General features: G+C 66.0%; 23 protein-coding genes and 12 tRNA genes. 6 read left to right on the forward strand and 29 right to left on the reverse strand.

Annotation, left to right across the window (positions count from 1 at the left end; all coding sequences use genetic code 11):
• Window positions 1–38: 38 nt before the first annotated feature.
• The 3 genes from AC5P8Z_RS04655 to AC5P8Z_RS04665 are packed head-to-tail and all read right to left on the reverse strand — an operon-like array spanning window position 39 to window position 1,941.
• Complete coding sequence (locus AC5P8Z_RS04655; RefSeq protein WP_286071090.1) at window positions 39–428, reverse strand: nuclear transport factor 2 family protein; 390 nt, start codon at window positions 426–428, stop codon at window positions 39–41.
• Window positions 425–1,192: an MBL fold metallo-hydrolase gene (locus AC5P8Z_RS04660; protein ID WP_295565453.1), complete on the reverse strand. Its 768-nt coding sequence runs from the start codon at window positions 1,190–1,192 to the stop codon at window positions 425–427. Before AC5P8Z_RS04660 ends, AC5P8Z_RS04655 begins: the two co-directional genes overlap by 4 nt.
• Complete coding sequence (locus AC5P8Z_RS04665; protein WP_495228266.1) at window positions 1,192–1,941, reverse strand: 3-deoxy-D-manno-octulosonic acid kinase; 750 nt, start codon at window positions 1,939–1,941, stop codon at window positions 1,192–1,194. Before AC5P8Z_RS04665 ends, AC5P8Z_RS04660 begins: the two co-directional genes overlap by 1 nt.
• Window positions 1,942–1,961: 20 nt before the next feature.
• Here AC5P8Z_RS04665 and AC5P8Z_RS04670 point away from each other — a divergent pair, with 20 nt between their 5' ends.
• The gene (locus AC5P8Z_RS04670; protein WP_495228268.1) at window positions 1,962–3,008 is read left to right on the forward strand and encodes a glycosyltransferase family 9 protein; all 1,047 of its coding nucleotides are present in this window, start codon (window positions 1,962–1,964) and stop codon (window positions 3,006–3,008) included.
• Between the two features lie 46 nt (window positions 3,009–3,054).
• Here AC5P8Z_RS04670 and AC5P8Z_RS04675 read toward each other — a convergent pair whose 3' ends face one another.
• Window positions 3,055–3,459: a DUF6165 family protein gene (locus tag AC5P8Z_RS04675; RefSeq protein ID WP_164082466.1), complete on the reverse strand. Its 405-nt coding sequence runs from the start codon at window positions 3,457–3,459 to the stop codon at window positions 3,055–3,057.
• Between the two features lie 311 nt (window positions 3,460–3,770).
• A tRNA-Ser gene (locus AC5P8Z_RS04680) sits at window positions 3,771–3,861 on the reverse strand.
• Between the two features lie 164 nt (window positions 3,862–4,025).
• Here AC5P8Z_RS04680 and AC5P8Z_RS04685 point away from each other — a divergent pair.
• Window positions 4,026–4,730, forward strand: coding sequence for a PP2C family protein-serine/threonine phosphatase (locus AC5P8Z_RS04685; RefSeq protein ID WP_010483871.1), 705 nt, complete (start codon window positions 4,026–4,028; stop codon window positions 4,728–4,730).
• Window positions 4,731–4,792: 62 nt separating this feature from the next.
• On the opposite strand, the gene dnaQ is transcribed toward AC5P8Z_RS04685, so the two are convergent.
• Genes dnaQ through AC5P8Z_RS04700 form a run of 3 tightly spaced genes read right to left on the reverse strand, consistent with a single transcriptional unit; the run spans window position 4,793 to window position 6,636 of the window.
• Entirely contained in the window at window positions 4,793–5,521 is a 729-nt protein-coding gene (dnaQ, locus tag AC5P8Z_RS04690; protein WP_164082258.1) for a DNA polymerase III subunit epsilon, read from the reverse strand.
• 4 nt (window positions 5,522–5,525) lie between these two features.
• A complete protein-coding gene (gene rnhA / locus AC5P8Z_RS04695) occupies window positions 5,526–5,978 on the reverse strand; it encodes a ribonuclease HI (protein ID WP_004154603.1) in 453 nt (150 codons plus the stop codon).
• A 13-nt stretch (window positions 5,979–5,991) separates the two neighbouring features.
• Window positions 5,992–6,636: a class I SAM-dependent methyltransferase gene (locus AC5P8Z_RS04700; protein WP_495228270.1), complete on the reverse strand. Its 645-nt coding sequence runs from the start codon at window positions 6,634–6,636 to the stop codon at window positions 5,992–5,994.
• Window positions 6,637–6,647: 11 nt separating this feature from the next.
• On the opposite strand from AC5P8Z_RS04700, the gene gloB reads away from it, so the two are divergent.
• A complete protein-coding gene (gene gloB, locus AC5P8Z_RS04705; RefSeq protein WP_164082260.1) occupies window positions 6,648–7,412 on the forward strand; it encodes a hydroxyacylglutathione hydrolase in 765 nt (254 codons plus the stop codon).
• Window positions 7,409–8,608, forward strand: a complete 1,200-nt coding sequence (locus AC5P8Z_RS04710) for a transglycosylase SLT domain-containing protein (RefSeq protein ID WP_164082261.1) — start codon at window positions 7,409–7,411, stop codon at window positions 8,606–8,608. The genes gloB and AC5P8Z_RS04710 overlap by 4 nt, the downstream gene beginning before the upstream one ends.
• A 182-nt stretch (window positions 8,609–8,790) precedes the next feature.
• Here AC5P8Z_RS04710 and AC5P8Z_RS04715 read toward each other — a convergent pair whose 3' ends face one another.
• From AC5P8Z_RS04715 to AC5P8Z_RS04800, 18 genes are all read right to left on the reverse strand, one after another.
• The gene (locus tag AC5P8Z_RS04715; protein WP_495228273.1) at window positions 8,791–10,746 is read right to left on the reverse strand and encodes a peptidyl-prolyl cis-trans isomerase; all 1,956 of its coding nucleotides are present in this window, start codon (window positions 10,744–10,746) and stop codon (window positions 8,791–8,793) included.
• Window positions 10,747–10,893: 147 nt separating this feature from the next.
• Window positions 10,894–10,970 (reverse strand) — tRNA-Asp (locus AC5P8Z_RS04720).
• Between the two features lie 106 nt (window positions 10,971–11,076).
• Window positions 11,077–11,153, reverse strand: a tRNA-Asp gene (locus AC5P8Z_RS04725).
• An 87-nt stretch (window positions 11,154–11,240) separates the two neighbouring features.
• Window positions 11,241–11,317, reverse strand: a tRNA-Asp gene (locus AC5P8Z_RS04730).
• Window positions 11,318–11,400: 83 nt separating this feature from the next.
• Window positions 11,401–11,477 (reverse strand) — tRNA-Asp (locus tag AC5P8Z_RS04735).
• A 26-nt stretch (window positions 11,478–11,503) separates the two neighbouring features.
• Window positions 11,504–11,578: transfer RNA gene (locus AC5P8Z_RS04740), tRNA-Val, on the reverse strand.
• A gap of 11 nt (window positions 11,579–11,589) precedes the next feature.
• Window positions 11,590–11,862, reverse strand: a complete 273-nt coding sequence (locus tag AC5P8Z_RS04745) for an HU family DNA-binding protein (protein ID WP_004146343.1) — start codon at window positions 11,860–11,862, stop codon at window positions 11,590–11,592.
• A 217-nt stretch (window positions 11,863–12,079) separates the two neighbouring features.
• The gene (gene lon / locus AC5P8Z_RS04750; RefSeq protein ID WP_164082263.1) at window positions 12,080–14,530 is read right to left on the reverse strand and encodes an endopeptidase La; all 2,451 of its coding nucleotides are present in this window, start codon (window positions 14,528–14,530) and stop codon (window positions 12,080–12,082) included.
• A gap of 142 nt (window positions 14,531–14,672) precedes the next feature.
• On the reverse strand, window positions 14,673–15,962 hold the full coding sequence (clpX, locus tag AC5P8Z_RS04755) for an ATP-dependent Clp protease ATP-binding subunit ClpX (protein ID WP_004154600.1): 1,290 nt from the start codon (window positions 15,960–15,962) through the stop codon (window positions 14,673–14,675).
• A gap of 126 nt (window positions 15,963–16,088) precedes the next feature.
• Window positions 16,089–16,715 carry an ATP-dependent Clp endopeptidase proteolytic subunit ClpP gene (clpP, locus tag AC5P8Z_RS04760; protein WP_004146318.1) on the reverse strand — a complete coding sequence of 209 codons (627 nt, stop codon included), beginning with the start codon at window positions 16,713–16,715 and terminating at the stop codon, window positions 16,089–16,091.
• 76 nt (window positions 16,716–16,791) lie between these two features.
• Window positions 16,792–18,087, reverse strand: coding sequence for a trigger factor (gene tig, locus AC5P8Z_RS04765; RefSeq protein ID WP_164082265.1), 1,296 nt, complete (start codon window positions 18,085–18,087; stop codon window positions 16,792–16,794).
• Between the two features lie 190 nt (window positions 18,088–18,277).
• Window positions 18,278–18,362: transfer RNA gene (locus AC5P8Z_RS04770), tRNA-Leu, on the reverse strand.
• Between the two features lie 110 nt (window positions 18,363–18,472).
• Entirely contained in the window at window positions 18,473–18,778 is a 306-nt protein-coding gene (locus AC5P8Z_RS04775) for a hypothetical protein (protein ID WP_164082266.1), read from the reverse strand.
• Window positions 18,779–18,982: 204 nt separating this feature from the next.
• Window positions 18,983–19,058 (reverse strand) — tRNA-Lys (locus tag AC5P8Z_RS04780).
• A gap of 197 nt (window positions 19,059–19,255) precedes the next feature.
• A tRNA-Lys gene (locus tag AC5P8Z_RS04785) sits at window positions 19,256–19,331 on the reverse strand.
• 79 nt (window positions 19,332–19,410) lie between these two features.
• Window positions 19,411–19,487: transfer RNA gene (locus AC5P8Z_RS04790), tRNA-His, on the reverse strand.
• 173 nt (window positions 19,488–19,660) lie between these two features.
• A tRNA-Arg gene (locus AC5P8Z_RS04795) sits at window positions 19,661–19,737 on the reverse strand.
• A 39-nt stretch (window positions 19,738–19,776) separates the two neighbouring features.
• Window positions 19,777–19,853: transfer RNA gene (locus AC5P8Z_RS04800), tRNA-Pro, on the reverse strand.
• A gap of 179 nt (window positions 19,854–20,032) precedes the next feature.
• Between AC5P8Z_RS04800 and AC5P8Z_RS04805 the strand changes: the two genes are divergently transcribed.
• Both AC5P8Z_RS04805 and AC5P8Z_RS04810 read left to right on the forward strand, forming a co-directional pair.
• The gene (locus AC5P8Z_RS04805) at window positions 20,033–20,791 is read left to right on the forward strand and encodes a Bax inhibitor-1/YccA family membrane protein (RefSeq protein ID WP_164082267.1); all 759 of its coding nucleotides are present in this window, start codon (window positions 20,033–20,035) and stop codon (window positions 20,789–20,791) included.
• Between the two features lie 70 nt (window positions 20,792–20,861).
• Window positions 20,862–21,482, forward strand: coding sequence for a flavin reductase family protein (locus AC5P8Z_RS04810; protein WP_295565447.1), 621 nt, complete (start codon window positions 20,862–20,864; stop codon window positions 21,480–21,482).
• Window positions 21,483–21,485: 3 nt separating this feature from the next.
• Here the strand turns inward: AC5P8Z_RS04810 and AC5P8Z_RS04815 are convergent, their stop codons facing one another.
• Genes AC5P8Z_RS04815 through AC5P8Z_RS04825 form a run of 3 tightly spaced genes read right to left on the reverse strand, consistent with a single transcriptional unit; the run spans window position 21,486 to window position 23,978 of the window.
• Entirely contained in the window at window positions 21,486–22,247 is a 762-nt protein-coding gene (locus AC5P8Z_RS04815) for a TSUP family transporter (RefSeq protein ID WP_164082269.1), read from the reverse strand.
• 25 nt (window positions 22,248–22,272) lie between these two features.
• A complete protein-coding gene (locus AC5P8Z_RS04820) occupies window positions 22,273–23,181 on the reverse strand; it encodes a LysR family transcriptional regulator (RefSeq protein WP_286071081.1) in 909 nt (302 codons plus the stop codon).
• Window positions 23,182–23,234: 53 nt separating this feature from the next.
• On the reverse strand, window positions 23,235–23,978 hold the full coding sequence (locus AC5P8Z_RS04825; protein WP_164082271.1) for an isochorismatase family protein: 744 nt from the start codon (window positions 23,976–23,978) through the stop codon (window positions 23,235–23,237).
• Window positions 23,979–24,163: the final 185 nt, after the last annotated feature.

The raw sequence follows: 24,163 nt of genomic DNA on the forward strand, positions 1-24,163 counted from the left end.
ACCCTGGCTTCACATGCTTCGCCCGGCATGGCCCGGCGCTACCGTGCCTGCGGCGTTCCCTGGTGGAACACCACCCGCCACCCCTGCGCGTGCCGGCGCCACAGCGAGCTGCGCAGCACCCAGCCCTGTGGCTGGCCATCGAGGTGATAGCGGCTGCGATAACGCACCTGGGCCAGGTCCTGCGTCAGCAGCGAGACCGCGTACTGCTCCGATTCGATCTGCACCTGCGCCCGCTCCAGCGGGATCTCCGCCAGCGCAGCTGCACGGCCGTAACACCGACCGGAACTGCCGATCTCGCTGAAATCCTCATCCAGCAGCGCCGCAAGACGCGCACGGTCACCGCGCACCTGCGGGGTGTGCAGTGCGCGTTCCAGCTGTTCCAGTTCGGCGGCCAACCCTGCATCGGCAGGCTGGCCCACGTCCGTCACGGCGGGTCCTGCGCCAGCACGTGCGGCGCCGTCGGGCTGGCCAGCGGCACGCACTGCCCCGGCTGCGCCACCCGGTGGCCGCGCGCGGCCAGCGCCGCACCGTCAGCCACGCTGGCGTAGTGGTAGAGCATCATCCGCGCCTGCAGCTCGGCACTGTACTCACGTTCCAGATCGTCCACGCCGGTATGCGACGGGTTGCCGTGCAGGCCGCAGTCGTGGGCGATCAGTTCGTTGTCGTTGGCGAAGCGGGCCAGCATCTCCGGAACCGGCCGGGTATCACCGCTCCAGGTCAGCGCGCCCTGCAGGCGCAGGCCGTAGGCCGTCTCCGGCCAGTGGTGGCGCACCGGAAAGACTTCCAGGCGCATGCCTTCGTGCCAGAACGCATCACCCACCACGATCAGCTGGAAGGCATCCCAGAAGTTGGCGCCGCCCTCGGCCAGCACGTTCGGATAGTCGCCGATGCGCTTGTGCAGCAGCGGCACTACCGTGGCCGGCACGTACAGGCGCACCTTGCCGCGGCGCTGCGTGCTGAAGAAGGTATCCACGAACAGCCGCTCGAAACCGGCCACGTGATCCAGGTGCACATGGGTGACGAACAATGCCTGCGGCATGTGCCCGTAGTGCGCCTTGAACGCGGTCAGGCCTTCACCGCCGCAGTCGATCGTCAGCCAGGGACGCCCGTCCCGCTCGATCACCGACATCGGCGAACCCAGCTCGACCGCCGACGCATTGCCGACGCCGAGGAAACGCAACGACCAGTCCATCAGGTGCCCCGGTTCCAGGCCATGTCATAGGCACGGCGCAGCCGTGCGTAGTCCTTCTGCACATCTTCCACGCTGCGCTCGCCGCGCAGCTTGATCAGCGAGCGCAGCAGGCGCTTGAGATTCCGTTCGCGCCAGGCCGTGGCCGGAATGCGGATCACCCCGCGGTCGAAGTCGATCAGCCAGCCATGCCCGTTGCCATCGAACAGGATGTTGTACGCGTTGAGGTCGGCATGGTCCAGGCCGGCACGGTGGAAGCGGGCGATCAGCCGCCCGGTCTCTTCCCAGGGCGCGCCCCGGCCGGCGACCAGCGCACGGTCGGCCAGCGAGCGCACGCCCTCGATCCGCTCCATCAGGATGGCCGCCCGGTAGCGCAGGCCTTCGCGCATGTAGAACGCAGCGATCGGCCGGGGCACCGGCAGCTTCTTCTCGCGCAGGGCACGCATCAGGCGGAACTCGGCAAAGCTCCGGGTCCGGTCCGACCCGCGCCAGAGGTACTGGTCGTGGCTGATCTTCGCTGCCAGGCCGCCGCGCAGGTAGTGGCGCAGCACGCTGGCGCCGAACGGCGCATCGATGAACCAGGCGCTGCCACGGCCGCCCTCGCCCACCGGCCGGGCCTTGCTGCCCCAGTGCTGGGGCGAGAACAGGCCGATCTCGGCTTGCCGCAGCCGCTCGCGGTCGAACAGAATGGCCCCGATGCCGCGACCCTCGCGGCATGGCGTCAGCGCTTCATTGGCGTCGAATGCGACCATTTCATTGAGTCTAACAACACATGGCATCAGCGTCCTCCTCCTTGTGCCTCCTGCGCCTGTCCGCACTCGGCGATGTCACCCACGTGGTGCCCCTGGTGCGCACCCTGCAGGCTGCGCGCCCGGACACGCCGATCCACTGGATCATCGACAAGGTCGGGCACAAGCTGCTCGACGGCCTGCCCGGCGTCACCTTCCACGCCTACGACAAGAAGAGCGGCATGGCCGGGGTCAAGGAGCTGCGCAAACAGCTGCCACCGGGGCGTTTTGAAGCACTGCTGCAGATGCAGGTGGCATTCCGCGCCAACCTGCTGTCGGCCTTCATTCCGGCCGAGCGCCGCATCGGCTACGACCGCAGCCGCTCCAAGGACCTGCATGGGCTCTTCATCAACGAGCGCATCCCTGATCGTCCGGGCATCCATGTGCTGGATGCCATCGGCAGCTTCTGCGAGCCGCTGGGCCTGCGCCAGACCGGGGTCAGTTGGGATCTGGCCGTGCCGCCGTCCGCCTTCGAGTGGGCCGCCGCGCAGTGGCAAGACGATGGCCGCCCGGTGCTGATGATCTCGCCCTGTTCCAGCCACGTGCGCCGCAACTGGTACGCCGACCGCTACGCCGCCGTGGCCAACCATGCCGCGCAACGCGGCTGGCAGGTGGTGCTGTGCGGTGGCCGCAGCGAACTGGAGCGCCGCATGGCCGATGCCATCCAGGCGCAACTGCACACGCCGGCACTGGACCTGGTCGGCAAGGATACGCTCAAGCAGCTGCCCGCCCTGCTCGCCCGCGCCACCCTGGTGATGACCCCGGACTCGGGCCCGATGCACATCGCCAACGCGATGGGTACCAAGGTGCTGGGCCTGCACGCAGCCAGCAACCCGAACCGCAGCGGCCCGTATTCGGACCGTCGCTACTGCGTGGACCGCTACGACGATGCCGCGCGCAAGTACCTGGCAAAGCAGGCCGCCGACCTGAAGTGGGGCACCAAGATCGAGTTCGACGATGTGATGGAACTGATCACCGTTGAAGACGGCATCGCCGCATTCGAACGATACGTGGCGGACCACCTCACCTGAGTCGACGGATCATCGGTAGCGCCGGGCCACGCCCGGCGGTTCCACCTCACCCGCGCTGCGCGTAGTCCTGATAGGACTTCTCTTCCACGTACGCCGAACCCAGCGCCAGGTTGATCGCCTTCTTGATCCGCGCGCGCTCATCGTTGCGCAGGTAGACGCTGCGCGCCAGGTCGATGAATCCCTGGTCGAAGGCCTGCGCCTTCTCCTTCAGGCGGATGTCGTCCTCGATGTCCCACAGCTGTTCGTTGACCGCCTTCAGCTCGGCGCGCAGCTTGGCGATGTCCTTCACCGCTGCCGGGTGTGCCATCCAGGTCTGCTCCAGCGCCGACAGTTCCTTGCGCACGTTGGCCAGCTTGCCCTCGTCGCTGATGCGCTCGGACTTGATCTGCAGGATCGAGATCTTGTCCAGCAGCTCGCCGAAGGAAACGGGGACGAGGATTTCAGCGGTCATGGGGAGAAGCTCCAGCAGGTGATGCGTGCAGTTTAACCCGCGGCTCGCGATGGGACAGGTAGATCCACGCCATGCGTGGATGGTTCAGCCCGGCAGCAGGAGCATCCACGCATGGCGTGGATCTGCTGATGCATCTGGAGGAACAAGCCCCCCCCTGTCGAGGGGCTGCCCCGACGGGGGCGGGGAGAGGCAGGCAAAGGGAGGGCCCCACGCGTTGCACAGCAACGTGTGGGGCGACGCGCGAAACGCGCGTCGCGTCCCGCGCCAGATAAAAGAAAAGGGCTGCCTTTCGGCAGCCCTTTTCTTTTATCTGGCGGAGAGGGGGGGATTCGAACCCCCGAGGCGCTATAAACGCCTGCCTGATTTCGAGTCAGGTACATTCAACCACTCTGCCACCTCTCCGGGTGGTCCCCGGCGGACCGGGGACGCGCATGATACGAGGAAGTGAGGCCGACGACAAGTCATTCCGGCCCATGAAGTGAAAATTTCCTGAGTGCATGCCTTGCCGGATGTCTGCTGCCCCCCGATGATGCCTGTCTCCCCGCAATACCCCGCCCCTGCCCACCATGATCGAATTCGGACACCTCACCCACCCCGGCATGCGCCGCGAGCTCAACGAGGACACCTACTACGGTGACAGCGAGCTGGCCCTGTGGCTGGTGGCCGACGGCATGGGCGGGCCCGCCTGCGGCGAAGTGGCCAGCGCGCTGGCACGCGAAACCATCGTGCGCGAGATCCGCCGCGGCGCGCCGCTGGCGCAGGCCATCCGCACTGCGGACGAAGAGATCATCCGCGCCTCGCGCCGACGCAACGACACGCTGCCGATGGGCACCACCGTGGTTGCCGCGCGCGTGCAGGGCAATCGCTATGAAGTGGCGTGGGTCGGCGACAGCCGCGCCTACCTGTGGCGCGACGGCCAGCTTGCGCAGCTCAGCCAGGACCACAGCGTGGTGCAGGAACTGGTCGCGCAGGGCAACCTGACCGCCGAACAGGCGCGCGCACATCCGCACCGCAACGTGGTCACCCAGGCGCTGGGCGTGACCGACCCGGCGCATCTGAACGTGGCCACCACCAGCGGTGAGCTGCGCCCGGGCATGCAGCTGCTGCTGTGCAGTGACGGCCTGACCGAGGAAGTGGACGACCGCGGCATCGCCCGCACCCTGGCATTCGACGATGCCAGCGCGCAGGAATGCGTGGACACACTGGTGGCGGCCGCACTCGATGGCGGCGGCCGCGACAACATCAGCGTGATCCTGGTGCGCTGCCACTGAGCCTCGCGCACGAGCCGAGCATGGGCTCGGCTCTACAGTGGATCCACGCCATGCGTGGATGATCAGGCGCTGGCGGGTTCTTCCACCTTCGGGCCATCCCACAACGCGTGGCCAGCCTTCTTGCGCAGCCGCTCCAGGCGCGCATTGTGCGCTTCCAGTTCCGACGGCGTGGCCACCACGCGCGGGCGCGGCAGCAGCTTGCTGTGGTCGAAGGCCAGCAGCGCAGCGCCTGCCGCCCCGCCCTCATCTTCCAGGCCAAAGCCGATCTCTTCCTGGCCCGAGGTCAGCGCGATATAGACATCGCCCAGGATCTGCGCATCGAGCAGGCCGCCGTGCAGCGCACGGTGCGAGTTGTCCACGCCCAGCCGCTTGCACAGCGCATCCAGCGAGTTGCGCTGGCCCGGGAAGCGCTCGCGCGCCATCACCAGCGTATCGATCACGGTGCAGCGGTCAGTGATCTTCCCGTACTGCGGCCCCAGCAGCGACAGCTCGTTGTCGAGGAAGCCCAGGTCGAACGCCGCGTTGTGGATGATCAGCTCGGCGCCATCGATGAAGGCCAGGAACTCGTCGGCGATCTGCGCGAAGTCCGGCTTGTCAGCAAGGAACTCCAGGGTCAGGCCGGTGACTTCCTGCGCGCCCTGTTCGAACTCGCAGTCCGGCTTGATGTACTGGTGGTAGTTGTTGCCGGTCGGGCGGCGCTTGAACAGCTCCACGCAGCCGATTTCGACGATGCGGTTGCCCTTCTTCCATTCCAGGCCGGTGGTTTCGGTATCAAGGATGATCTGACGCATGGGCTCAGTTTACCGGGCTCGAGTCGCGGACCTGGATGGCCGCGTTGCGTGCCAGGGTATCCACGCGTTCATTGTCCGGATCGCCGGAATGCCCCTTCACCCAGCGCCAGTCGATCTGGTGCCGCAGCGTGGCCGCATGCAGGCGCTCCCACAGCTCGCGGTTCTTCACCGGGTCGCCGCCGGCGGTCTTCCAGTTCTTGCGGATCCAGCCCGGCATCCACTGGGTCAGGCCCTGCCGCACATACTGCGAGTCGGTGTAGAGCACGATGTTGCACGGCTCGGTGAGCGTCTCCAGCCCTGAAATGGCCGCCATCAGCTCCATCCGGTTGTTGGTGGTGTGCGCTTCACCGCCACTGAGCTCGCGCTCATGGCCCTTGTAGCGCAGCAACGCGGCCCAGCCGCCGGGGCCGGGATTGCCGAGGCAGGATCCGTCGGTGTGGATTTCGATGGTTTTCAATACAACTCCAGAATCAGGTGGCAACGGTGCCGTGCCAGCGCACCGGCAACGGTTTTGGCCCGGGCAGGGCCAGCGTGCGTTTTTCCGCGTGGAACAGGCAGGCGGCGCGCAGCGGTGCCCAGCCTCCCGGACGCCGGCTGCCGGCACCCCGCCAGAGCGGGCCGAGGTAATGCACATCGTCGCACTCCAGGCCATGGCGGCCGAGCAGCAGGCGGATCCGCTGCGGGGTGCGCACGACCAGCCCATGCCGGCGCCAGTGCGTGCGGTACGGGCTGAACGGGTTGAGGCTGCTCAGCCACAAATGCCCGCCCGGCATCAGCACGCGCTCGCACTCGTCGAGCAGCTGGTCGGCATCGCCTGTGGTGACATGCTGCAGCACGATCGCATTGACGCTCTCGTTGGCCAGGGGCAAGGGCAGCGCGCAGCGGCTATCGCCGGCATAGCCCTGCCCCTGCCGGTACAGGCGCAGGCCGCGCCCACCCAACTGCGCGTCCTCCAGCCAAGCCGCACTCGGCGCGATCCAGAGCCAGGGCTGCGTCGGCAGCACCGACAGCTGCGGCAGCAGCAACTGCCGTTCCAGAACGCGCAGGGCCGCCGCCGGCTCGCTGTCGAACCACGGGGTCTGGCTCGCTTGACGGGTGCTCTGCAACGCGGGCATGGTCCAATTCTATGCGACTGACTGCCCTGCCCGCATTTGCGGACAACTACATCTGGACGCTGATCGACGACGATGGCGCCGCCGTGGTCATTGACCCGGGCGATGCTGCGCCGGTGCTTGCGCTGGCCGATCAGGGCCTGCGCGTGGACACGATCCTGCTCACCCACCACCACGACGACCACATCGGTGGCGTGCCGGAGCTGCGCGCGCGTTTCCCCGACGCGCGGGTCATCGCGCCGGTCGAAGAGCGCATTCCCACCGCGACCGAGCGGGTCGGTGAAGGTGAACGCGTTCAGGCACTGGGGCAGATGTTCCACGTACTATCCGTGCCCGGGCATACCCGCAGCCACATCGCGTTTCACACCGCTGAACATCTTTTCAGCGGAGATTCGTTGTTCAGCCTGGGCTGTGGACGTCTGTTCGAAGGTACGCCGTCCCAGCTGCTGGCATCGATGCGCAAGCTGGGTACCTTGCCCGCGCAACTGCTGCTTTGTTGCGCCCACGAGTACACCGTGTCAAATGCCGTCTTCGCGCGGCATGTCGACCCCGCCAACGCTGCCCTGTGGCAGCGCCAAGAGGAGGCTTTGGCCATGCGCCGCGATGACCGTTCCACCCTGCCGGTAACCCTGGCCAACGAATTCGACTGCAATCCCTTCCTGCGTGTGCACGCGGCGCCGATCCGTGCGTCGGTATCCGCACACCTGGGCCGTGACGTCGTGGACGACGTCGACGTGATGGCCGGTCTCCGGCACTGGAAAGACGGCTTCCGCGCATGATGCGCCGAAGTCTGCCGCTGGCCCTGGGCCTTGTCCTGGGGCTGGCCGGAACCGCGGGCGCACAGTCGCTGGGCGCCGGCATCAGCCAGAACCTGACCGCCGCCGCGGCCCTGCCGCTGGATCCGTCCGCGCTGCCGGCGGCCTCGGTGCGCAACGGGCAGGATATCTTCACCAGCTTCCGCGACGGCCTGGCCGAACCCAGCTGTGACGCGGAGGCCACCAGCCCGCGCTGGCAGAAGCAGTTCGCCCACGCCCCCTCGCGCCTGGCCAACCAGGATGACGATGCGCTGGTGCTGTTCGGCTACGTGGTCGAAGAGCTGCGCAAGGCCAACCTGCCCACCGAATTCGCGCTGATCCCGTTCGTGGAAAGCGGCTACCGGCCCAATGCCCGCAACGGCAGCGGCCCGACCGGCCTGTGGCAGTTCATCGCCACCACCGCGCGCAACCACCGCGTGCCGATGGCCAACGGCTATGACGGCCGCCTGTCGGCGGTCGACTCGACCCAGGCCGCGGTTCGCTACCTGAAGACCCTGCACGGCATGTTCGGCGGCGACTGGCGCCTGGCCACCATGGCCTACAACGCCGGTGAGTACCGCGTGCTGCAGTCCATGCGCAAGGCCGGCATGAACGCGCAGAACGCCAAGCCTTCGGCGCTGCCCGGCCTGTCGCCGGTCACCCACGCCTACGTCGAGAAGCTGCATGCCCTGGCCTGCGTGCTGGAAGACGTGGAAGACCAGCCGGGCGTGATGGCCTCGCTGGACCGCACCGTGCCAGTGCTGAAGGACCATACCCTGCCCGCAGGCACCAGCGTCCAGCAGTGGGCCGCACAGCGCGCCCTGGACCCGGCCAGGATCGCCCGCCTCAACCCGGCCTTGGCCAGCGGGGGCCGCGCCTCCGGCACCACCCGCGTACTGGCACCGGTCTCGGCCGCAAATGCGACGGCAACGGAGGCCGCGACCGCGCTGGTCGCCAGCGCCGCACCGGTCGCTTCGGCCACACCGACGCCGCAGGTCGCCAAGACCGTTGCCGCGATCGCCGATCGTCCCCGCAACCGTCGCCACACCGTGCGCGATGGCGAGTCGGCCTGGACCATCGCCCGCCGTTACGGCATGCCGGTGAAGGCGCTGCTGTCCCTGAACGGCCTGAGCGGCAGCAGCGTGCTGAAGCCGGGCGCGGTGCTGCGCGTCGAGGACTGACGCGCGCGAGCCAGCGCCTCCCTGTAGAGCCGAGCCCATGCTCGGCTTTTTCATGTCCGCGCCCTGCCGGGGTTCATGACAGGCCGAGCATGGGCTCGGCTCTACAGTTCAATGTCCACCGTCTCCCCCAACAAAAAAGGCCCGGCATTGCCGGGCCTTTCTCGTCCTGCCCGCCGCGAGGCTTACAGGTTCGCTTCGGTGGTCTGGATCACGAACTTCTTGCGCATCGTCTCGATGTAGCCCTTCGCAGCAGCCATGCCGTCGATCTGGCTCAGCTGGTCCTTCAGCTGCTTCTGCTGCTCGGCAGTCACTTCCTTGATGTCGCCCGGGTTGACCTTGTTCACCGCGAACAGCAGCGCGTGGCCGTTGACGTCGACCTTGCCGTAGCTCGGCTTGCCCTCGGCCGGCACCGGCGCGCTGAAGATCGCGCGGTTGATTTCCGGGGTCGGCACCGGCTGGCTGCGCGGGAGGCCCGGCATCGGGCTCAGCTGCAGCTTCTCGCTGGCGGCCAGCGACTGCAGCGTGGCCCCCGCCTTCAGCTTGGCCAGCACGGCATCGGCCGCCTTGTCGCTGGCCTGGCGCTGGCGATCGGCACGGATTGCCGCGATGACCTGTTCACGCGCCTTGTCCAGCGGCAGGGCCTGTTCCGGGGTATGCGCGGCCACGCGGATGACCACGCTGTGGTTGGTCGCGCCGCCCAGGGCGATCGGATCGCTGGCGGTCCCGTCCTGCACCAGCACGTCGGAGAAGGCGGCACGCAGCACGGCCGGATCAGCGGCGATGCCGCTGGCGGTGGCACGGGTGATCGGGCCCAGGGTCTGCAGCGGCAGGCCCACTTCCTTGGCCGCACCGGCCAGGTCGCTCGGGCTCTTGTTGATGGCATCGACCAGGCGGCCGGCCAGTTCGTTGAAGCCGCGCTCGCCGTCGGCCTTCAGCTGCTCGGCAGCCAGCGTGTCACGCACTTCCTCGAAGGACTTGCCCTGGCCACCACGGACCGCGGCAACCTTGATGATGTGATAGCCGAATTCGGTCTTGACCGGACCGATCACGTCACCGGCCTTGGCAGCGAACAGCGCATCTTCGAACGGCTTCACCATCGCGCCGCGCTCGACCCAGCCCAGGTCGCCGCCCTGGTCCTTGGAGCCCGGATCTTCCGAATTGGCCTTGGCCAGTGCACCGAAGTCGGCGCCGGCGGCCTTGGCCTCGACAGCGATCTTGTTGGCCTTGGCTTCAGCACCGTCGCCGGTGATCAGGATGTGTGCGGCCTGACGCTGTTCCGGCGAGGTGAACTTCGCCTTCTCGTCTTCATAGCGCTTGCGCAGGGTGGCTTCATCGGCTGCGGTCGGTGCCGGCAGGTTCGCGCCATTGAGTTCGACGTACTCCAGCGACACGCTCTCGGCCTGGCGGAAGTCCTTGCCGTGGCTGTCGTACCACTGCTTGATCTGCGCATCGGTCACCGGCGCGGTATCGGCCGGCACTTCCGGCAGCGCGGCCAGTTCGACGTCGCGGGTTTCGCCCAGCAGCTTCAGCAGGCGCTCGGTCTCGGACTGGGTAACAAAGCCGGAGTTCTGCAGGCCCGACGGAATCACCGACTGCTGCAGGCTCTCACGCACCAGCTCCTGGAACTGCGTAGGGGTACGCGGCGGATTGCCACCGGCCAGGGCCAGGCGGTAGTTGTTCTCGTTGAACTTGCCGTTCGCGTCGAGGAACGCCGGGATGGTGGCGATGTACTCGCGCACCGCGCCATCACCGATCACCACGCCGGCCTGCTCGCCGACCAGGCGCACGACCTGCTCGTCGATCAGCTGATCGAGCACGGCCAGCTTGTTCTCAGTGCTTTCGAACGCGCGCGGGTCGAAATTCTCGCCCTGCTGCTGGCGCTCACGCATGCGCTCCTGCTCGAAACGGGTGCGGAAATCCTGCGCGCTGATCTCATGGTGCTGCCACAGCATGCGCACCGGCCACCACGACGGGGCCGAACGCCACCAGGTCGGCGGCGCGGAAACCTTGGCCACGTTCTGTGCGCCAACGCCACCGAGGTAGCTGTTGTCGATCACGAACAGGAACGGAATCATCAGCAGCCCCAGGATCACGGTGACGATCCAGCCTGAGGTCTTGTCGCGGAGTTTCTGCAGCATGGTGAGGAATCACAAGGCCTGATTGGCGAGCCCGGCAGTGTAACCCGCTTCGCCGCAGGGACCAAAAGCAGCACCGGCGTGGCCTGCGCACCGCTTCGCGACGGCACAAAGAAAAAGCCCCCGGCTTGCGCCGAGGGCTTTTAGAGTTGGCGGAGCGGACGGGACTCGAACCCGCGACCTCCGGCGTGACAGGCCAGCATTCTAACCAGCTGAACTACCGCTCCGCGCTGAAACGTTGCAGGCGCCCAGTATATCCGAAGACTCCCTGGAAACCCAGCCCGATGAACACTTTTTTCAAAGTTTTTTCACAGGGACTTAAGAATTCTGCAATGGCGGAGCGGACGGGACTCGAACCCGCGACCTCCGGCGTGACAGGCCAGCATTCTAACCAGCTGAACTACCGCTCCGTTCTTGCAAAAACCTTTTCGCCTTCTTCCCGAACTTTCCGGGGAGAAGACAAGGCCCCCGGCTTCAGGCCGGGGGCCTCGATGTAATGGCGGAGCGGACGGGACTCGAACCCGCGACCTCCGGCGTGACAGGCCAGCATTCTAACCAGCTGAACTACCGCTCCGCGTTGTTGCTTTTTTGCTTTCCAGCCGGCCTGGACCGGGAAGAAAACAAAGCCTCCAGCTTTTGGCCGGAGGCCTCGTTGAATGGCGGAGCGGACGGGACTCGAACCCGCGACCTCCGGCGTGACAGGCCAGCATTCTAACCAGCTGAACTACCGCTCCACACTCAAACGTTTACCGCGGTGCTGTGGTGGGTGCTGAGGGTTTCGAACCCCCGACCCTCTCCGTGTAAAGGAGACGCTCTACCGCTGAGCTAAGCACCCCAGCGAGCCGCTTAGTTTACAGCATCCTTCAGGGCCTTACCAGCCTTGAACGACGGATTCTTCGAAGCAGCGATCTTGATGGTGTCGCCGGTCTTCGGGTTGCGGCCGGTGCGTGCAGCACGGTCGCGGACCTGGAAGGTACCGAAGCCAACCAGGGTGACCGCATCGCCGTCCTTCAGCGCCTTGGTGACGGCAGCAACGACGGCATCGACAGCGCGGCTGGACTCGGCCTTGGTCAGGTCGGCAGCTTCAGCAACGGCATCGATCAATTCGGTCTTGTTCATTCTCTACAACTCCTTTGGCGGTGGGTTCCGCTTATTCGACAGGGAAGCAACCGCATGCCTTCTGCATGCGGCCGCCATGTGGAAACGGTTCGCCGATTCAGTCATCGCTGACAGCGATCACTCATTCGCGAGTGCTGCTTTTATACCAGTGGCCCTACCCCCACGCAAGCTGGAAAGCCAGCAACGACGCGGGTTTCGGGCCATTGGACAGCGCGCGTCAATGCTTGACGCGCGCGCTTCCACTCGGTTTGGCCTTGCTGCGCACCGTGACACGTTGCGCACTCTTGCGCGCCTTCTTCGGTGCCAACGGACGCTCCAGCGCCAGGTCCAGGACTTCTTCGATGTACTTCACCGGCACGATCTCCAGATCGCGGGTGACGTTGGCCGGAATGTCGGCCAGGTCCTTGCGGTTCTCTTCCGGAATGATGACGGTGCGGATGCCGCCACGCAGTGCGGCCAGCAGCTTCTCCTTCAACCCACCGATGGCAGTGACGCGACCACGCAGGGTGATCTCGCCGGTCATCGCCACGTCGGCACGCACCGGCACCTTGGTCAGCATCGACACCAGCGAGGTGACCATCGCCGCGCCGGCGCTCGGGCCGTCCTTCGGCGTGGCGCCATCGGGTACGTGCAGGTGCACGTCGTGCTTCTGCAGGAAGTCGCTGTCGATGCCGAAGCCGACCGCGCGCGAACGCACCACCGACAGCGCCGCCGACGCCGATTCCTTCATCACGTTGCCAAGCTGGCCGGTCAGGATCAGCTGGCCCTTGCCCGGCACCAGCGTCGATTCGATCTGCAGCAGATCGCCACCGACTTCGGTCCAGGCCAGGCCGGTGACCAGGCCGATCTCGTTTTCTTCCTCGGCACGGCCGAAGTCGAAGCGACGCACGCCCAGGTACTTGTCCAGGTTCTTGCTGGACACGCTCACCAGCGCCTTTTTCTTCGCACCCTTCTTCGCCTTCGCCGCCGGCTGCGGGCCGGCCAGCGCGATCTCCTTGACTACCTTGCGGCAGATCTTGGCGATCTCGCGTTCCAGGTTGCGCACGCCCGATTCGCGCGTGTAGTAGCGCACGATGTCCTGGATGGCATCGCTGCCGATCTCCAGCTCTTCCGGCTGCAGGCCGTTGGCCTTGATCTGCTTGGGCACCAGGTAGCGGGTGGCGATGTTGAGCTTCTCATCCTCGGTGTAGCCGGGGATGCGGATCACTTCCATGCGATCCAGCAGCGGGCCGGGAATGTTGAGCGAGTTCGAGGTGGCCACGAACATCACTTCGGACAGGTCCAGGTCCACTTCCAGGTAGTGGTCGTTGAAGGCGTTGTTCTGTTCCGGGTCGAGCACTTCCAGCAGCGCCGAGGACGGATCGCCACGGAAGTCCATCGACATCTTGTCGATCTCGTCGAGCACGAACAGCGGGTTCTTGCTGCCGACCTTGTTGAGGTTCTGCACGATGCGGCCCGGCATCGAACCGACGTAGGTGCGGCGGTGGCCACGGATCTCGGCCTCGTCGCGCACGCCGCCCAGCGACATGCGTACGAACTTGCGGTTGGTGGCCTTGGCGATGGACTGGCCCAGCGACGTCTTGCCCACGCCCGGCGGCCCGACCAGGCACAGGATCGGGCCCTTCATCTGCTTCACGCGCGACTGCACCGCCAGGTATTCAAGGATGCGTTCCTTGACCTTCTCCAGGCCGTAGTGATCGGCGTCCAGGGTGTCCTGCGCAGCCTTGAGGTCCTTGCGCACCTTGCTGCGCTTCTTCCACGGCACGCCCAGCAGCCACTCCAGGTAGTTGCGCACGACGGCCGCTTCGGCCGACATCGGCGACATCTGCTTGAGCTTGTTCAGTTCGTTGCGTGCCTTGGCTTCAACAGCCTTCGGCATGCCGGCTTCGGCGATCTTGCGGGCCAGCTCTTCCAGCTCGCCCGGCGCGTCGTCCAGGTCACCCAGTTCCTTCTGGATGGCCTTCATCTGTTCGTTGAGGTAGTACTCGCGCTGGCTCTTCTCCATCTGCGACTTCACCCGGCCGCGGATGCGCTTCTCCATCTGCTGCACGTCGATCTCGCCGTCGACCAGGCCGACCAGCATCTCCAGGCGGTCGCCCACGGCCAGCGTTTCCAGCAGGCGCTGCTTGTCGGCCAGGCGCACGCTGATGTGCGCGGCGATGGTGTCGGCCAGGCGCGCCGGCTCATCGATGCCCGACAGCGTCTGCAGCAGTTCCGGCGGCAGCTTGCGGTTGGTCTTGACGTACTGCTCGAACAGCGACATCAGCGAGCGGGCGATCGCTTCGACTTCGCGCGCTTCGCGCTCGTCGGTGGCGTCGATCTCCACGGCCTGGCCGTGCAGCGAGCCGTTGCGTTCGTCCACGTGGGTGACCTGCACGCGCGACAGGCCTTCGACCAGCACCTTGATGGTGCCGTCGGGCAGCTTCAGCAGCTGCAGCACCTGCGCCAGCGTACCGACCTGGTAGAGGTCGGCCGCATGCGGGTCGTCGGTCTCGGCCGACTTCTGCGCCAGCAGCAGGATGCGCTTGTCCGATTCCATTGCCTGTTCGAGCGCGTGCATGGACTTGTCACGGCCGACGAACAGCGGGATGACCATGTGCGGGAACACCACTACGTCGCGCAGCGGCAGGACCGGCAGGTCGAGGGTTTCACTTGGGGAACGGGCCATGGGGGCTCCAGGGAAGGGGAAAACCGCCTCCGGGAGGGCATCTTCCGGAGACAAAAAAAGCCGATGGCCCCGTTATGGGGCCATCGGCTTTCAGATGCAAGGCATTCCTTGAAAATCCTTTCCAATCAACAACTTGGAAGGATCACTCGGCGCCTGCGGCCTTCTGTTCAGGGGCCGCAGGGGTCTGGTAGATCAGGTACGGCTCGGACTTGTGCTCGATCACCGACTCGTCCACCACCACCTTGCTGACGTTTTCCTGCGACGGCAGGTCGTACATGGTGTCCAGCAGGACCGACTCGACGATGGTACGCAGGCCACGGGCACCGGTCTTGCGCTTGAGCGCCTTGCGGGCAATGGCCGACAGCGCGTCCGGACGGAACTCCAGCTCGACGTTCTCCATCTCGAACAGCTTCTTGAACTGCTTGGTGATGGCGTTCTTCGGCTCGGTCAGGATCTTGATCAGGGCCGGCTCGTCCAGCTCCTCCAGGGTCGCCACCACCGGCAGGCGGCCGACGAACTCGGGGATCAGGCCGAACTTGATCAGGTCTTCCGGCTCGACTTCGGCCAGCACCTTGCCCACTTCCTGCTTGCGCTCGCTGCTCTTGACCTTGGCGCCGAAGCCGATGCTGCCGACGTCGGTGGAACGGGCCTGGATCACCTTGTCCAGCCCGGCGAACGCGCCGCCGCAGATGAACAGGATGTTCTTGGTATCCACCTGCAGGAATTCCTGCTGCGGGTGCTTGCGGCCGCCCTGCGGCGGAACGCTGGCCACGGTGCCTTCGATCAGCTTCAGCAGGGCCTGCTGCACGCCTTCGCCGGACACATCGCGGGTGATCGACGGGTTCTCGCTCTTGCGCGAGATCTTGTCGATTTCATCGATGTAGACGATGCCCTGCTGCGCCTTCTCGACGTCGTAGTCGCACTTCTGCAGAAGCTTCTGGATGATGTTCTCCACGTCCTCGCCCACGTAACCGGCTTCGGTCAGCGTGGTGGCGTCGGCCATGGTGAACGGCACGTTGAGCAGGCGGGCCAGGGTCTCGGCCAGCAGGGTCTTGCCCGAACCGGTCGGGCCGACCAGCAGGATGTTCGACTTCGCCAGTTCGACGTCGTCGTTCTTCTGCCGGCTCTCGATGCGCTTGTAGTGGTTGTACACGGCCACGGCCAGGGTGCGCTTGGCGCGGTTCTGGCCGATCACGTACTGGTCGAGCACCTCGAGGATCTCGCGCGGCTTCGGCAGCGAACTGCGCGCCGACTGCGCCTTTTCCTCAAGTTCCTCGCGGATGATGTCGTTGCACAGCTCCACGCATTCATCACAGATGAACACGCTCGGACCCGCAATCAGCTTGCGCACTTCATGCTGGCTCTTGCCGCAGAAAGAGCAGTAGAGGATCTTGCCGGTGTCCGTGGAACGACCTTGGCGGTCTTCGCTCATGCTTCGCTTACCCAGTTACCCCACCCGCTGAACGGGGGTTCGATTCGAGAATAGCACAGGGCCGAGGGGACGCCAGTCCCGCCCGACCCTGCAGGAACGGGGCCTCCATGGCCCCGTGAAGGCCGGTCAGCCGGCCTGGATCGACTCATCCGGACGACGCTCCAGGACCTGGTCGACCAGACCGTAGGCCTGCGCCTCGAAGGCGCTCTTGAAGTTGTCGCGCTCGGTGTCACGCGCGATCGTCTCCAGCGACTGGCCGGTGTGCTTGGCCAGCACCTCGTTCAGCCGCGAACGCAGGGTCAGGATCTCACGCGCGTGGATGTCGATGTCGGTGGCCTGGCCCTGGTAGCCGCCCAACGGCTGGTGGATCATCACACGCGAGTTGGGCAGCGCATAGCGCTTGCCGGCTTCGCCTGCGGCCAGCAGCAGGGCGCCCATCGAGGCAGCCTGGCCGATGCAGGTGGTGCTCACATTCGGCTTGATGTACTGCATGGTGTCGTAGATCGCCATGCCGGCGGTGACCACGCCACCCGGCGAGTTGATGTAGATGTTGATGTCCTTTTCCGGGTTTTCCGATTCCAGGAACAGCAACTGCGCCACCACCACGTTGGCCATGTGATCGTCGATCGGGCCCACGAGGAAGATCAGGCGCTCCTTCAACAGGCGCGAATAGATGTCGTAGGCACGCTCGCCGCGGCTGGTCTGCTCGACCACCATCGGAACCAGGTTCAGGGCTTTGGTTCGGTTGTCCATTACGTGAGGTACCTATCTTGGGGGGCAACAACCCCGCGCCGGCAAAGGCGCGGGGCATCCGGTGATCCGCCCGGGCTTACTGGCGGATCGCGTCCTGGAACGACAGCTTCTCTTCGGTGTGCTGGGCACGCTCGGCGATCCAGTCGATCACCTGCTCTTCCATCACACGGTTCTGCAGGCCAGACATCAGCTGGGGGTCATTGCGGTACATCTCAATGACCTGGTCCGGCTCTTCGTAGGTCGAAGCGATCAGGCGCATCGTTTCGTTCAGACGCTTGGCTTCCAGGCGCAGGTCGTTGATGCGGGCCACTTCACCGACCAGCAGGCCGACCAGCACGCGCTTGGCGGCAGCGTCCTTGAAGCCTTCGTGGGCGTCGGCCGGGATCTCGCCGACGTTCTGGCCATTGCGGCGGATCTGCTCAACCTGCTGGGCCAGCATGGCGCGGGCTTCGTTCTCGACCAGGCGCGGCGGCATTTCCACCGAGGAATAGGCGGCGATCAGCTGCTCGCCCACTTCGCGGCGCAGGCGGTTCATCAGGGCGCCCTTCAGCTCGCGCTCCAGGTTGGCGCGGATGTCGCTGCGGAACTGCTCCACATCGCCACCCTTCACGCCGAAGCTCTTGATGAAGGCTTCGTCTACCGCCGGCACGACCGGCTCGGAGACTTCGGCAACCTTGACGGTGACCTGCACGGTCTTGCCGGCCAGCACCGGCACGCGCCAGTCAGCCGGGAACTCGACGTCCAAGGTCTTCTCTTCACCCTTGGCCAGGCCGACCAGGCCCTTCTCGATGGTCTCGAACATCATGCCCTGGCCGAGCACGATCGAACCCTTCTCGGTGCCCTCGGCCGGCAGGCGCTCTTCGCCGGCCTGCGACCAGGTTTCCACCGCGACCAGGTCACCGTCCTGCGCGCCACGGCTGACCGGGGCCCAGGTACGACGCTGGTTCTGCAGGTTCTCGATCATCTGGTCGATGTCGGCGTCGGTGATCTCGGCGGTGTGGCGCACGACGGTCAACTTGCTGACGTCGATGTCGCCGAAGTCCGGCACCACTTCCACGGTGGCCACGAAGGAGAATTCACCCTCGTCGCCCTTGTCGATGCGCGGGCTGCCGACGATGCGCAGGTCGTGCTCGCGAACGGCCGCGTCGAAGGTTTCGCGCAGCAGGCCGTCCAGCGCCTCGCCACGGACCTGCGCGCCGAAGCGCTGCTCGATCACCTTGGCCGGCACCTTGCCCGGACGGAAGCCCTTGATGCGGGTGGTACGGGCGATTTCGCCCAGGCGGCCGACGATGTGGCTCTGCAGACGGTCTTCCGGCAGCGAGAAGCTCAGGCGGCGTTCCAGGCTGCCGGTGGATTCGATCGAAGCTTGCATGTTGACTCCTGCCACCGGTGGCCCAGGCCCCCGGCTCGATGATTGGGATGAAACGGTTGTAAGGACACGGCGTCTGGGACGCGCCTGCTTGCCGCAGCCCTTTAGTTTCGCCCAATTTGGCCTGCACTGCCAGCGCGTGCCGGTCAAGGGGCGCAGCGGGCCCGATCTGGGCGGGGAGACAGGCCGGCACTGGTGCGAAAGGGGGGACTCGAACCCCCACGCCTTGCGGCACTGGAACCTAAATCCAGGGCGTCTACCAATTCCGCCACTTTCGCGTGGCCGGCACAGGCGTTCATTGTCGCAGGCGGGGGCCGGAAGCGGAAGGCCTGCACAAAGCTGAATCTGCCATCCCGGGCGACCGGCAGCCGCCCGGGACGGCCTTGGATCAGGGTTTCAGGGGTGCGGCGGGCGCTGCGTCAGCTCCCTGCCCGCCTGCTGCGTCCACGTTGCGGACCTCGATGCCACCGCCGTCGGTCCGGCGCAGCTGCACCGCTTCGGGCTGGGTCACGCCTTCAGCCGGTGCCGCCGGCTGCATCTCCATCGCCTCACCGACAGGACGTGCGGGAACATGCTGCGCATCGGCGTCGCGCTGCACGGTCTGCGCCGGGTCGCCCGGCGGGCTGCAGGCAGCGAGCGCCGCCAGCGCGAGCAGAACCAGCGCCCCTGAAACGCGTCGGTTGATATCGGTCATCAGATTCTTCTTCATGCATGCGCCATCGGCGCGGAAGAACCATTGAGTGCGATGCAGGACACGAAGCGGTGAGAAGCAGCGCACAGCATTGAAAACACTGATGACGCGTATGACCCCGGTTTCATCGCCGCTTCAGTGGATCCACGCCCACAGCCCGGCCACAGGCAAGAAAAAAGCCACTTGGCTGACCAAGTGGCTTTCGTCTGGTGGGCTGTCAAGGATTCGAACCTTGGACCTATTGATTAAGAGTCAACTGCTCTACCAACTGAGCTAACAGCCCGAAATCGGGGCGCGAATTATGACCCGATCCGCTCGGAGGGCGCAAGCACTTTTTTCAACGTCGTTGAAACCAGCACTGCGGTCCCGCTGCTGCTGCAGATCCGCGCCAGGCGGGGTTCTGCAGCATGTGATCCATCGAAACGAAGGGGTCACACTTATAAGAAAAAAGCCACCTGGCGTACCAGGTGGCTTCCGTTTTGGTGGGCCGTCAAGGATTCGAACCTTGGACCTATTGATTAAGAGTCAACTGCTCTACCAACTGAGCTAACGGCCCGTGAAACTCAGACGCACATTGTAGCGTGCATTCTGTTTATTGCAATACCGTTTCGGCTGCGCCGACGCGGTTGAATCAGTGGGGTGGCTGAGGGGATTCGAACCCCCGACCACCGGAATCACAATCCGGTACTCTAACCAACTGAGCTACAGCCACCACTGAAACTTTCGCTCCACGCCGCTACTGCCGACGCGGGAACTTCAAACCTTTGCCTGGAGACTGTCACCGAAGTTCCGGTCCGCCGAAGCGAGTCCGATATTCTGGTGGAGTCTTTACGCTTTTGCAAGCACTTCTTCACATCCGTCGATGCGACCCCGGTGCCTCGCCAATGGCGCGCCCGACAGGAATCGAACCTGTAACCGCCGGCTTAGAAGGCCGGTGCTCTATCCAGTTGAGCTACGGGCGCCCGAACCGGAACGGTGTCCAATCCGACGTGGCGTGGGATTGGTCGGGGTAGAGGGATTCGAACCCCCGACATCCTGCTCCCAAAGCAGGCGCGCTACCAGACTGCGCTATACCCCGGTCTTGCAATCCCCTCGGGCCAGGCCCGGGGAGCTGGTCATTGTGGCCAAGCGCATCATGAACTGTCAACGCGGCGACCCGGACCCGACGCGTGGTACGGCACCACGCGCAGCCATCGGCTATGCTCCCGGTCATCGGCCGGATGGCCGTCCAGCCCCTCATTCGCACGGAGAACACGCATGCGCAGCGGCAACCCGGCTCTTTCCGAGTCGACCTTCCTCGACCTCGCCAGTGGCTCGGTGGTGACCAGCCCCGACCAGGTGATGACCCTCAACGGCACCGCCAACAAGACCGGCATCCTGCTGCTGCTGACCGTGCTGACCGCGGCGTTCGCCTGGGGCCAGTCGGTCGACGAGTACGACCAGGTCATGGACGCGGCCAAGGTGTACGCCATGGGCGGCGCGATCGGCGGCCTGGTGCTGGCGCTGATCACCATCTTCAAGAAGGAATGGTCGCCGGTCACCGCACCGATGTACGCGCTGGTCGAAGGCCTGTTCCTGGGCGCCGTCTCGGCCCTGTTCAACATGAAGTACCCGGGCATCGTATTCCAGGCCGTGCTGCTGACCTTCGGCACCCTGGCCGCGCTGCTGTTCGCGTACCGCAGCGGCATGATCAAGGCCACCGAGAACTTCAAGATGGGCGTGGTCGCAGCAACCGGCGGCATCGCCCTGCTCTACCTGGCCTCGTTCGTGCTCGGCTTCTTCAACATCGATGTGCCGGTGATCCACGATTCCAGCTGGCTGGGCATTGCTTTCAGCCTGTTCGTGGTGGTCGTCGCCGCGCTGAACCTGGTGCTCGATTTCGACTTCATCGAAACCGGCGTGGCCCAGCGCGCGCCGAAGTACATGGAGTGGTATGGCGCATTCGGCCTGATGGTGACCCTGGTCTGGCTGTATGTGGAGTTCCTGCGCCTGCTGTCGAAGATCCAGCAGCGCTGAGCCCCATCAGGTCGTGAACGACAAGCCGTGGTCCGCGAGGGCCACGGCTTCTTTTTTGGAATCCCGCCCCATGCCCCACACCTTCCACAGCTACCGCCCGGCCGACGGCCACCGCCTGCCGCACGACCCGTTCAACGCCATCATCGGCCCACGCCCGATCGGCTGGATTTCCAGCTGCGACGCCGAAGGGGCATTGAACCTGGCGCCCTACAGCTTCTTCAACGCCTTCAACTACACCCCACCGATCATCGGCTTCTCCAGCCAGGGCCGCAAAGACTCGCTGCGCAACATCGAAGCGACCGGTGAATTCGTCTGGAACCTGGCCACGTTCGACCTGGCCGAGGCGATGAACGAAAGCTGCCGTGCGGTCGGGCCGGAAGTCGACGAGTTCGCCCTGGCCGGCCTGACGCCACTGGCCTCCACAGAGGTCGCGCCACCCCGCGTGGCACAGAGCCCGGTGAGCATGGAATGTCGCTGCACCCAGATCGTCCGCCTGCGCGATGCCGCCGGCCAGGACACCAACGGCTGGCTGGTGCTGGGCGAAGTGGTCGCTGTGCATATCGATGAACGGTTGCTCGTCGATGGCATCTACGACACCGCCGCGGCGGCGCCGATCCTGCGCGGCGGAGGTCCCGCCGACTACTTCCGCATCGGCGCTGAACAACGCTTCCGCATGTTCCGCCCGGCCTGAATCTCAGCCGCCGGCAGGACGGGACAACAGCACCGGCAGCGAGGAGGCCAGCAGGGCGATGCCGGAGGCGGTCAGCAGGCTCAGCACGACCTGCCGGAAACGCGCTTCGCTGATGCCGATGTAGACCCGCGCGCCCAACAGCGTCGGCACCAGCATCGCCGGTGCCACGATGGCGAAGTACGGCAGCATCTGCCGCGTCACCAGGCCACTCCCGACATAGGTGGCCATGGTCACCGCCAGCATCGCCAGATTGAAGTTCTGGATGACCGCGCGCTGCTCGTCCCTGCCGAAACCGCGCAGCGTGCTCCACAGCGTCGGCACCGGTCCGGCGAAACCGCCGATGCCACTGAGCACGCCGCCGGCCATGCCGGCGATCGCATCGCCCACACGGCCACCCACGGTGATTGGCGGCAATGTGCGCGCCATCAGCATCACCGGGCACCACAGCGCCAGGAAGCCCCCCAGCAGCGCCTTGAACCAGGCCATGTCCAGCTGCGGCAGCACCATCACGCCCATCGGGATGCCGGCCAGCCCGCCCAGCACGAACGGCAGCAGCAGGCGCAGGTTGAAGCCGCGGCGCACGGTGAACACCGCCACCAGCTGGCCAACCAGCGCGCCGAACACCGAAAGCGTCGCCGCCAGCCGCGGCTCCAGCCCCCATGCCCAGAACGACATCGCCACCATGCCGAAGGCGAAGCCGGACAAGCCTTGTACGAATCCGGCGACGATCGCGCCAAGCGCGACCAGCAGATACACCGACTCCATCACCACCTCGGCTGCAACCGCGCGGCTAACCTGCCACGCCCCTCTGTGCAGCGTAGTGCGCCGCAAGGTGCTCGACCAGCGCGCGCACTTTCGGTGCCAGCGCCCGTGCATGCGGATACAGCGCGAAGTAGCGGCGCTGACCGGCATGCCAGGCCGGCAACACGCGGATCAAACGACCGGCGCGCAGGTCCTCCTGTACGGTCAGTGCGGTGAACAGGCTGATGCCCATTCCGGCCAGCGCGGCGGCATACAGCGCGGGCGTGGCATCCACGCGCAGGCGCTGGCCGGCCTCGATGCTCACGCTGGCACCGCGTGGCCCCTGCAGCTGCCAGGGCGGCATTGACGGCGTGGGACTGAATCCCAGCAGCGTATGTTGTTCGAGATCCGCAGCCTGTCGCGGCAGACCACGACGTGCCAGATAGGCCGGCGCAGCAACCAGGATGCGCGGGCAGCTGGCCAGTTCGCGCGCGACCAGCTGGCTGTCCGGCAACGAGGGCGCGATGCGCAGGGCCAGGTCGAAACCGCCCCCCACTACATCGACCAGTTGATCATCGGCCGACAGGTCCAGCGAGACCTGCGGGTAGCGCTGCAGGAACGACGGCAACCACTGGGGCAGCTCCTGGCTGGCGACCACCTGCGGCACGCTGATGCGTAAGGCGCCACTGGGCTGCGCCTGCCCGGCGCGCGCGCGGTCGTCCGCTTCCTGCAGGCGATCGAGCAGTACGCCGGCCTCCCGGTAGTAGTCGCGCCCGGCTTCGGTCAGCGACAGCCGCCGACTGTTGCGGTCGAGCAGGCGAACCTGCAGGTGATCTTCCAGCTGCCGCAGTTGCCGTGACATCGCCGAGTGGGTCGTGCCAAGGCGTTCGGCCGCAGCGGTGAAGCTGCCGGCATCGACGATGGCGCGCAGCGCACGCAGGGCGGCGAAATGATCCATCAGCGGGCGGCTCCACCTGGCAGGGCCCACGGCATGCGGGCCCTGCCAGCTTATCAAGCGCCGTCGCCGGCCTTGCGCACCGGCAGCGCCAGGATCGCGTCGGTACGCATGACATCACCGAAGGTGTCTTCGATCTGCGCCAGCGATGCCTCATGCAGCGCGCGATGTTCGATGCGACGGCCATCGGCCAGGTCCAGGTCACGGCTGGCACTGGCGTCGGATGAGACGATCACGCGGTAGCCGCGCGGTGCAGCGGCGGCATCGCGGGCCGCGCCGGCCACGCAGGCATGGGTCTGCAGGCCAGTGACGATCAGGGTGTCGATGCCAGCCTCCTTCAGCACGGTGTCGAGCACGGCGGCCGAGGCGCCGGCGAACACGCTGACGTTGTCCTTCTGCACCACGGTTTCGCCCTCGCGCGGCTGCAGGTCGCGATGGAAGTCGGCATTGACACTGCCCTGCGCGAACAGCGGCGCGCCGGCCGGCAGCACGTGCTGCACATGGATGACGCGGATGCCATTGGCATCGGCGAACTCGACCACGCGCGTGGCCTGGCGCAGTGCCGCCACGCCATCGGGAATGACCATGCGGCCACCGGCAAAGCCGGGCGCGGCGCTGGCATCGAAGTATTCATTCTGGAAGTCGATCACCAGCACGGCGGTCTTCGCGGCATCCAGCGAGGCCGCGACCGGCGCGCCGGCCATGTGGCGGATGGTGGGATGGGACGGTTCGGCGGCGGCGACCGGGGCGGTGGCGGCCATGCCGATCAGGCTGGCCAGGCCGAAGGCGGTGAGGTTCATAAGAGGGTTCCTGTGCGATGGGTGCGGGGCACAGGATGCGGAGCGATTGGCGCACGAACCAGCCGTGCGGCGGCACATGATCTGTGCGAAAACCGCACAACCGATCATTCCGTCATCCACGCATGGCGTGGATCTACCGCAAAACGCAACGGGGCGCCCGAAGGCGCCCCGCTGGGATCCAACCG

The sequence above is a fragment of the Stenotrophomonas sp. YJH_SMC_17 genome (assembly GCF_059371655.1).

Excerpts from the sequence above, each read along its gene's own strand:
- tig (WP_164082265.1), bottom strand. The coding sequence starts at position 18,087 with ATGCAAGCTTCGATCGAATCCACCGGCAGCCTGGAACGCCGCCTGAGC.
- dnaQ (WP_164082258.1), bottom strand. The coding sequence starts at position 5,521 with ATGCGTCAGATCATCCTTGATACCGAAACCACCGGCCTGGAATGGAAG.
- clpP (WP_004146318.1), bottom strand. The coding sequence starts at position 16,715 with ATGGACAACCGAACCAAAGCCCTGAACCTGGTTCCGATGGTGGTCGAG.
- AC5P8Z_RS04820 (WP_286071081.1), bottom strand. The coding sequence starts at position 23,181 with ATGGATCATTTCGCCGCCCTGCGTGCGCTGCGCGCCATCGTCGATGCC.
- AC5P8Z_RS04670 (WP_495228268.1), top strand. The coding sequence starts at position 1,962 with ATGGCATCAGCGTCCTCCTCCTTGTGCCTCCTGCGCCTGTCCGCACTC.
- AC5P8Z_RS04675 (WP_164082466.1), bottom strand. The coding sequence starts at position 3,459 with ATGACCGCTGAAATCCTCGTCCCCGTTTCCTTCGGCGAGCTGCTGGAC.
- AC5P8Z_RS04665 (WP_495228266.1), bottom strand. The coding sequence starts at position 1,941 with ATGGTCGCATTCGACGCCAATGAAGCGCTGACGCCATGCCGCGAGGGT.
- AC5P8Z_RS04745 (WP_004146343.1), bottom strand. The coding sequence starts at position 11,862 with ATGAACAAGACCGAATTGATCGATGCCGTTGCTGAAGCTGCCGACCTG.
- AC5P8Z_RS04685 (WP_010483871.1), top strand. The coding sequence starts at position 4,026 with ATGATCGAATTCGGACACCTCACCCACCCCGGCATGCGCCGCGAGCTC.
- AC5P8Z_RS04805 (WP_164082267.1), top strand. The coding sequence starts at position 20,033 with ATGCGCAGCGGCAACCCGGCTCTTTCCGAGTCGACCTTCCTCGACCTC.
- lon (WP_164082263.1), bottom strand. The coding sequence starts at position 14,530 with ATGGCCCGTTCCCCAAGTGAAACCCTCGACCTGCCGGTCCTGCCGCTG.
- AC5P8Z_RS04700 (WP_495228270.1), bottom strand. The coding sequence starts at position 6,636 with ATGCCCGCGTTGCAGAGCACCCGTCAAGCGAGCCAGACCCCGTGGTTC.
- AC5P8Z_RS04825 (WP_164082271.1), bottom strand. The coding sequence starts at position 23,978 with ATGAACCTCACCGCCTTCGGCCTGGCCAGCCTGATCGGCATGGCCGCC.
- gloB (WP_164082260.1), top strand. The coding sequence starts at position 6,648 with ATGCGACTGACTGCCCTGCCCGCATTTGCGGACAACTACATCTGGACG.
- AC5P8Z_RS04660 (WP_295565453.1), bottom strand. The coding sequence starts at position 1,192 with ATGGACTGGTCGTTGCGTTTCCTCGGCGTCGGCAATGCGTCGGCGGTC.
- AC5P8Z_RS04710 (WP_164082261.1), top strand. The coding sequence starts at position 7,409 with ATGATGCGCCGAAGTCTGCCGCTGGCCCTGGGCCTTGTCCTGGGGCTG.
- AC5P8Z_RS04715 (WP_495228273.1), bottom strand. The coding sequence starts at position 10,746 with ATGCTGCAGAAACTCCGCGACAAGACCTCAGGCTGGATCGTCACCGTG.
- AC5P8Z_RS04775 (WP_164082266.1), bottom strand. The coding sequence starts at position 18,778 with ATGACCGATATCAACCGACGCGTTTCAGGGGCGCTGGTTCTGCTCGCG.
- clpX (WP_004154600.1), bottom strand. The coding sequence starts at position 15,962 with ATGAGCGAAGACCGCCAAGGTCGTTCCACGGACACCGGCAAGATCCTC.
- AC5P8Z_RS04815 (WP_164082269.1), bottom strand. The coding sequence starts at position 22,247 with ATGGAGTCGGTGTATCTGCTGGTCGCGCTTGGCGCGATCGTCGCCGGA.
- AC5P8Z_RS04810 (WP_295565447.1), top strand. The coding sequence starts at position 20,862 with ATGCCCCACACCTTCCACAGCTACCGCCCGGCCGACGGCCACCGCCTG.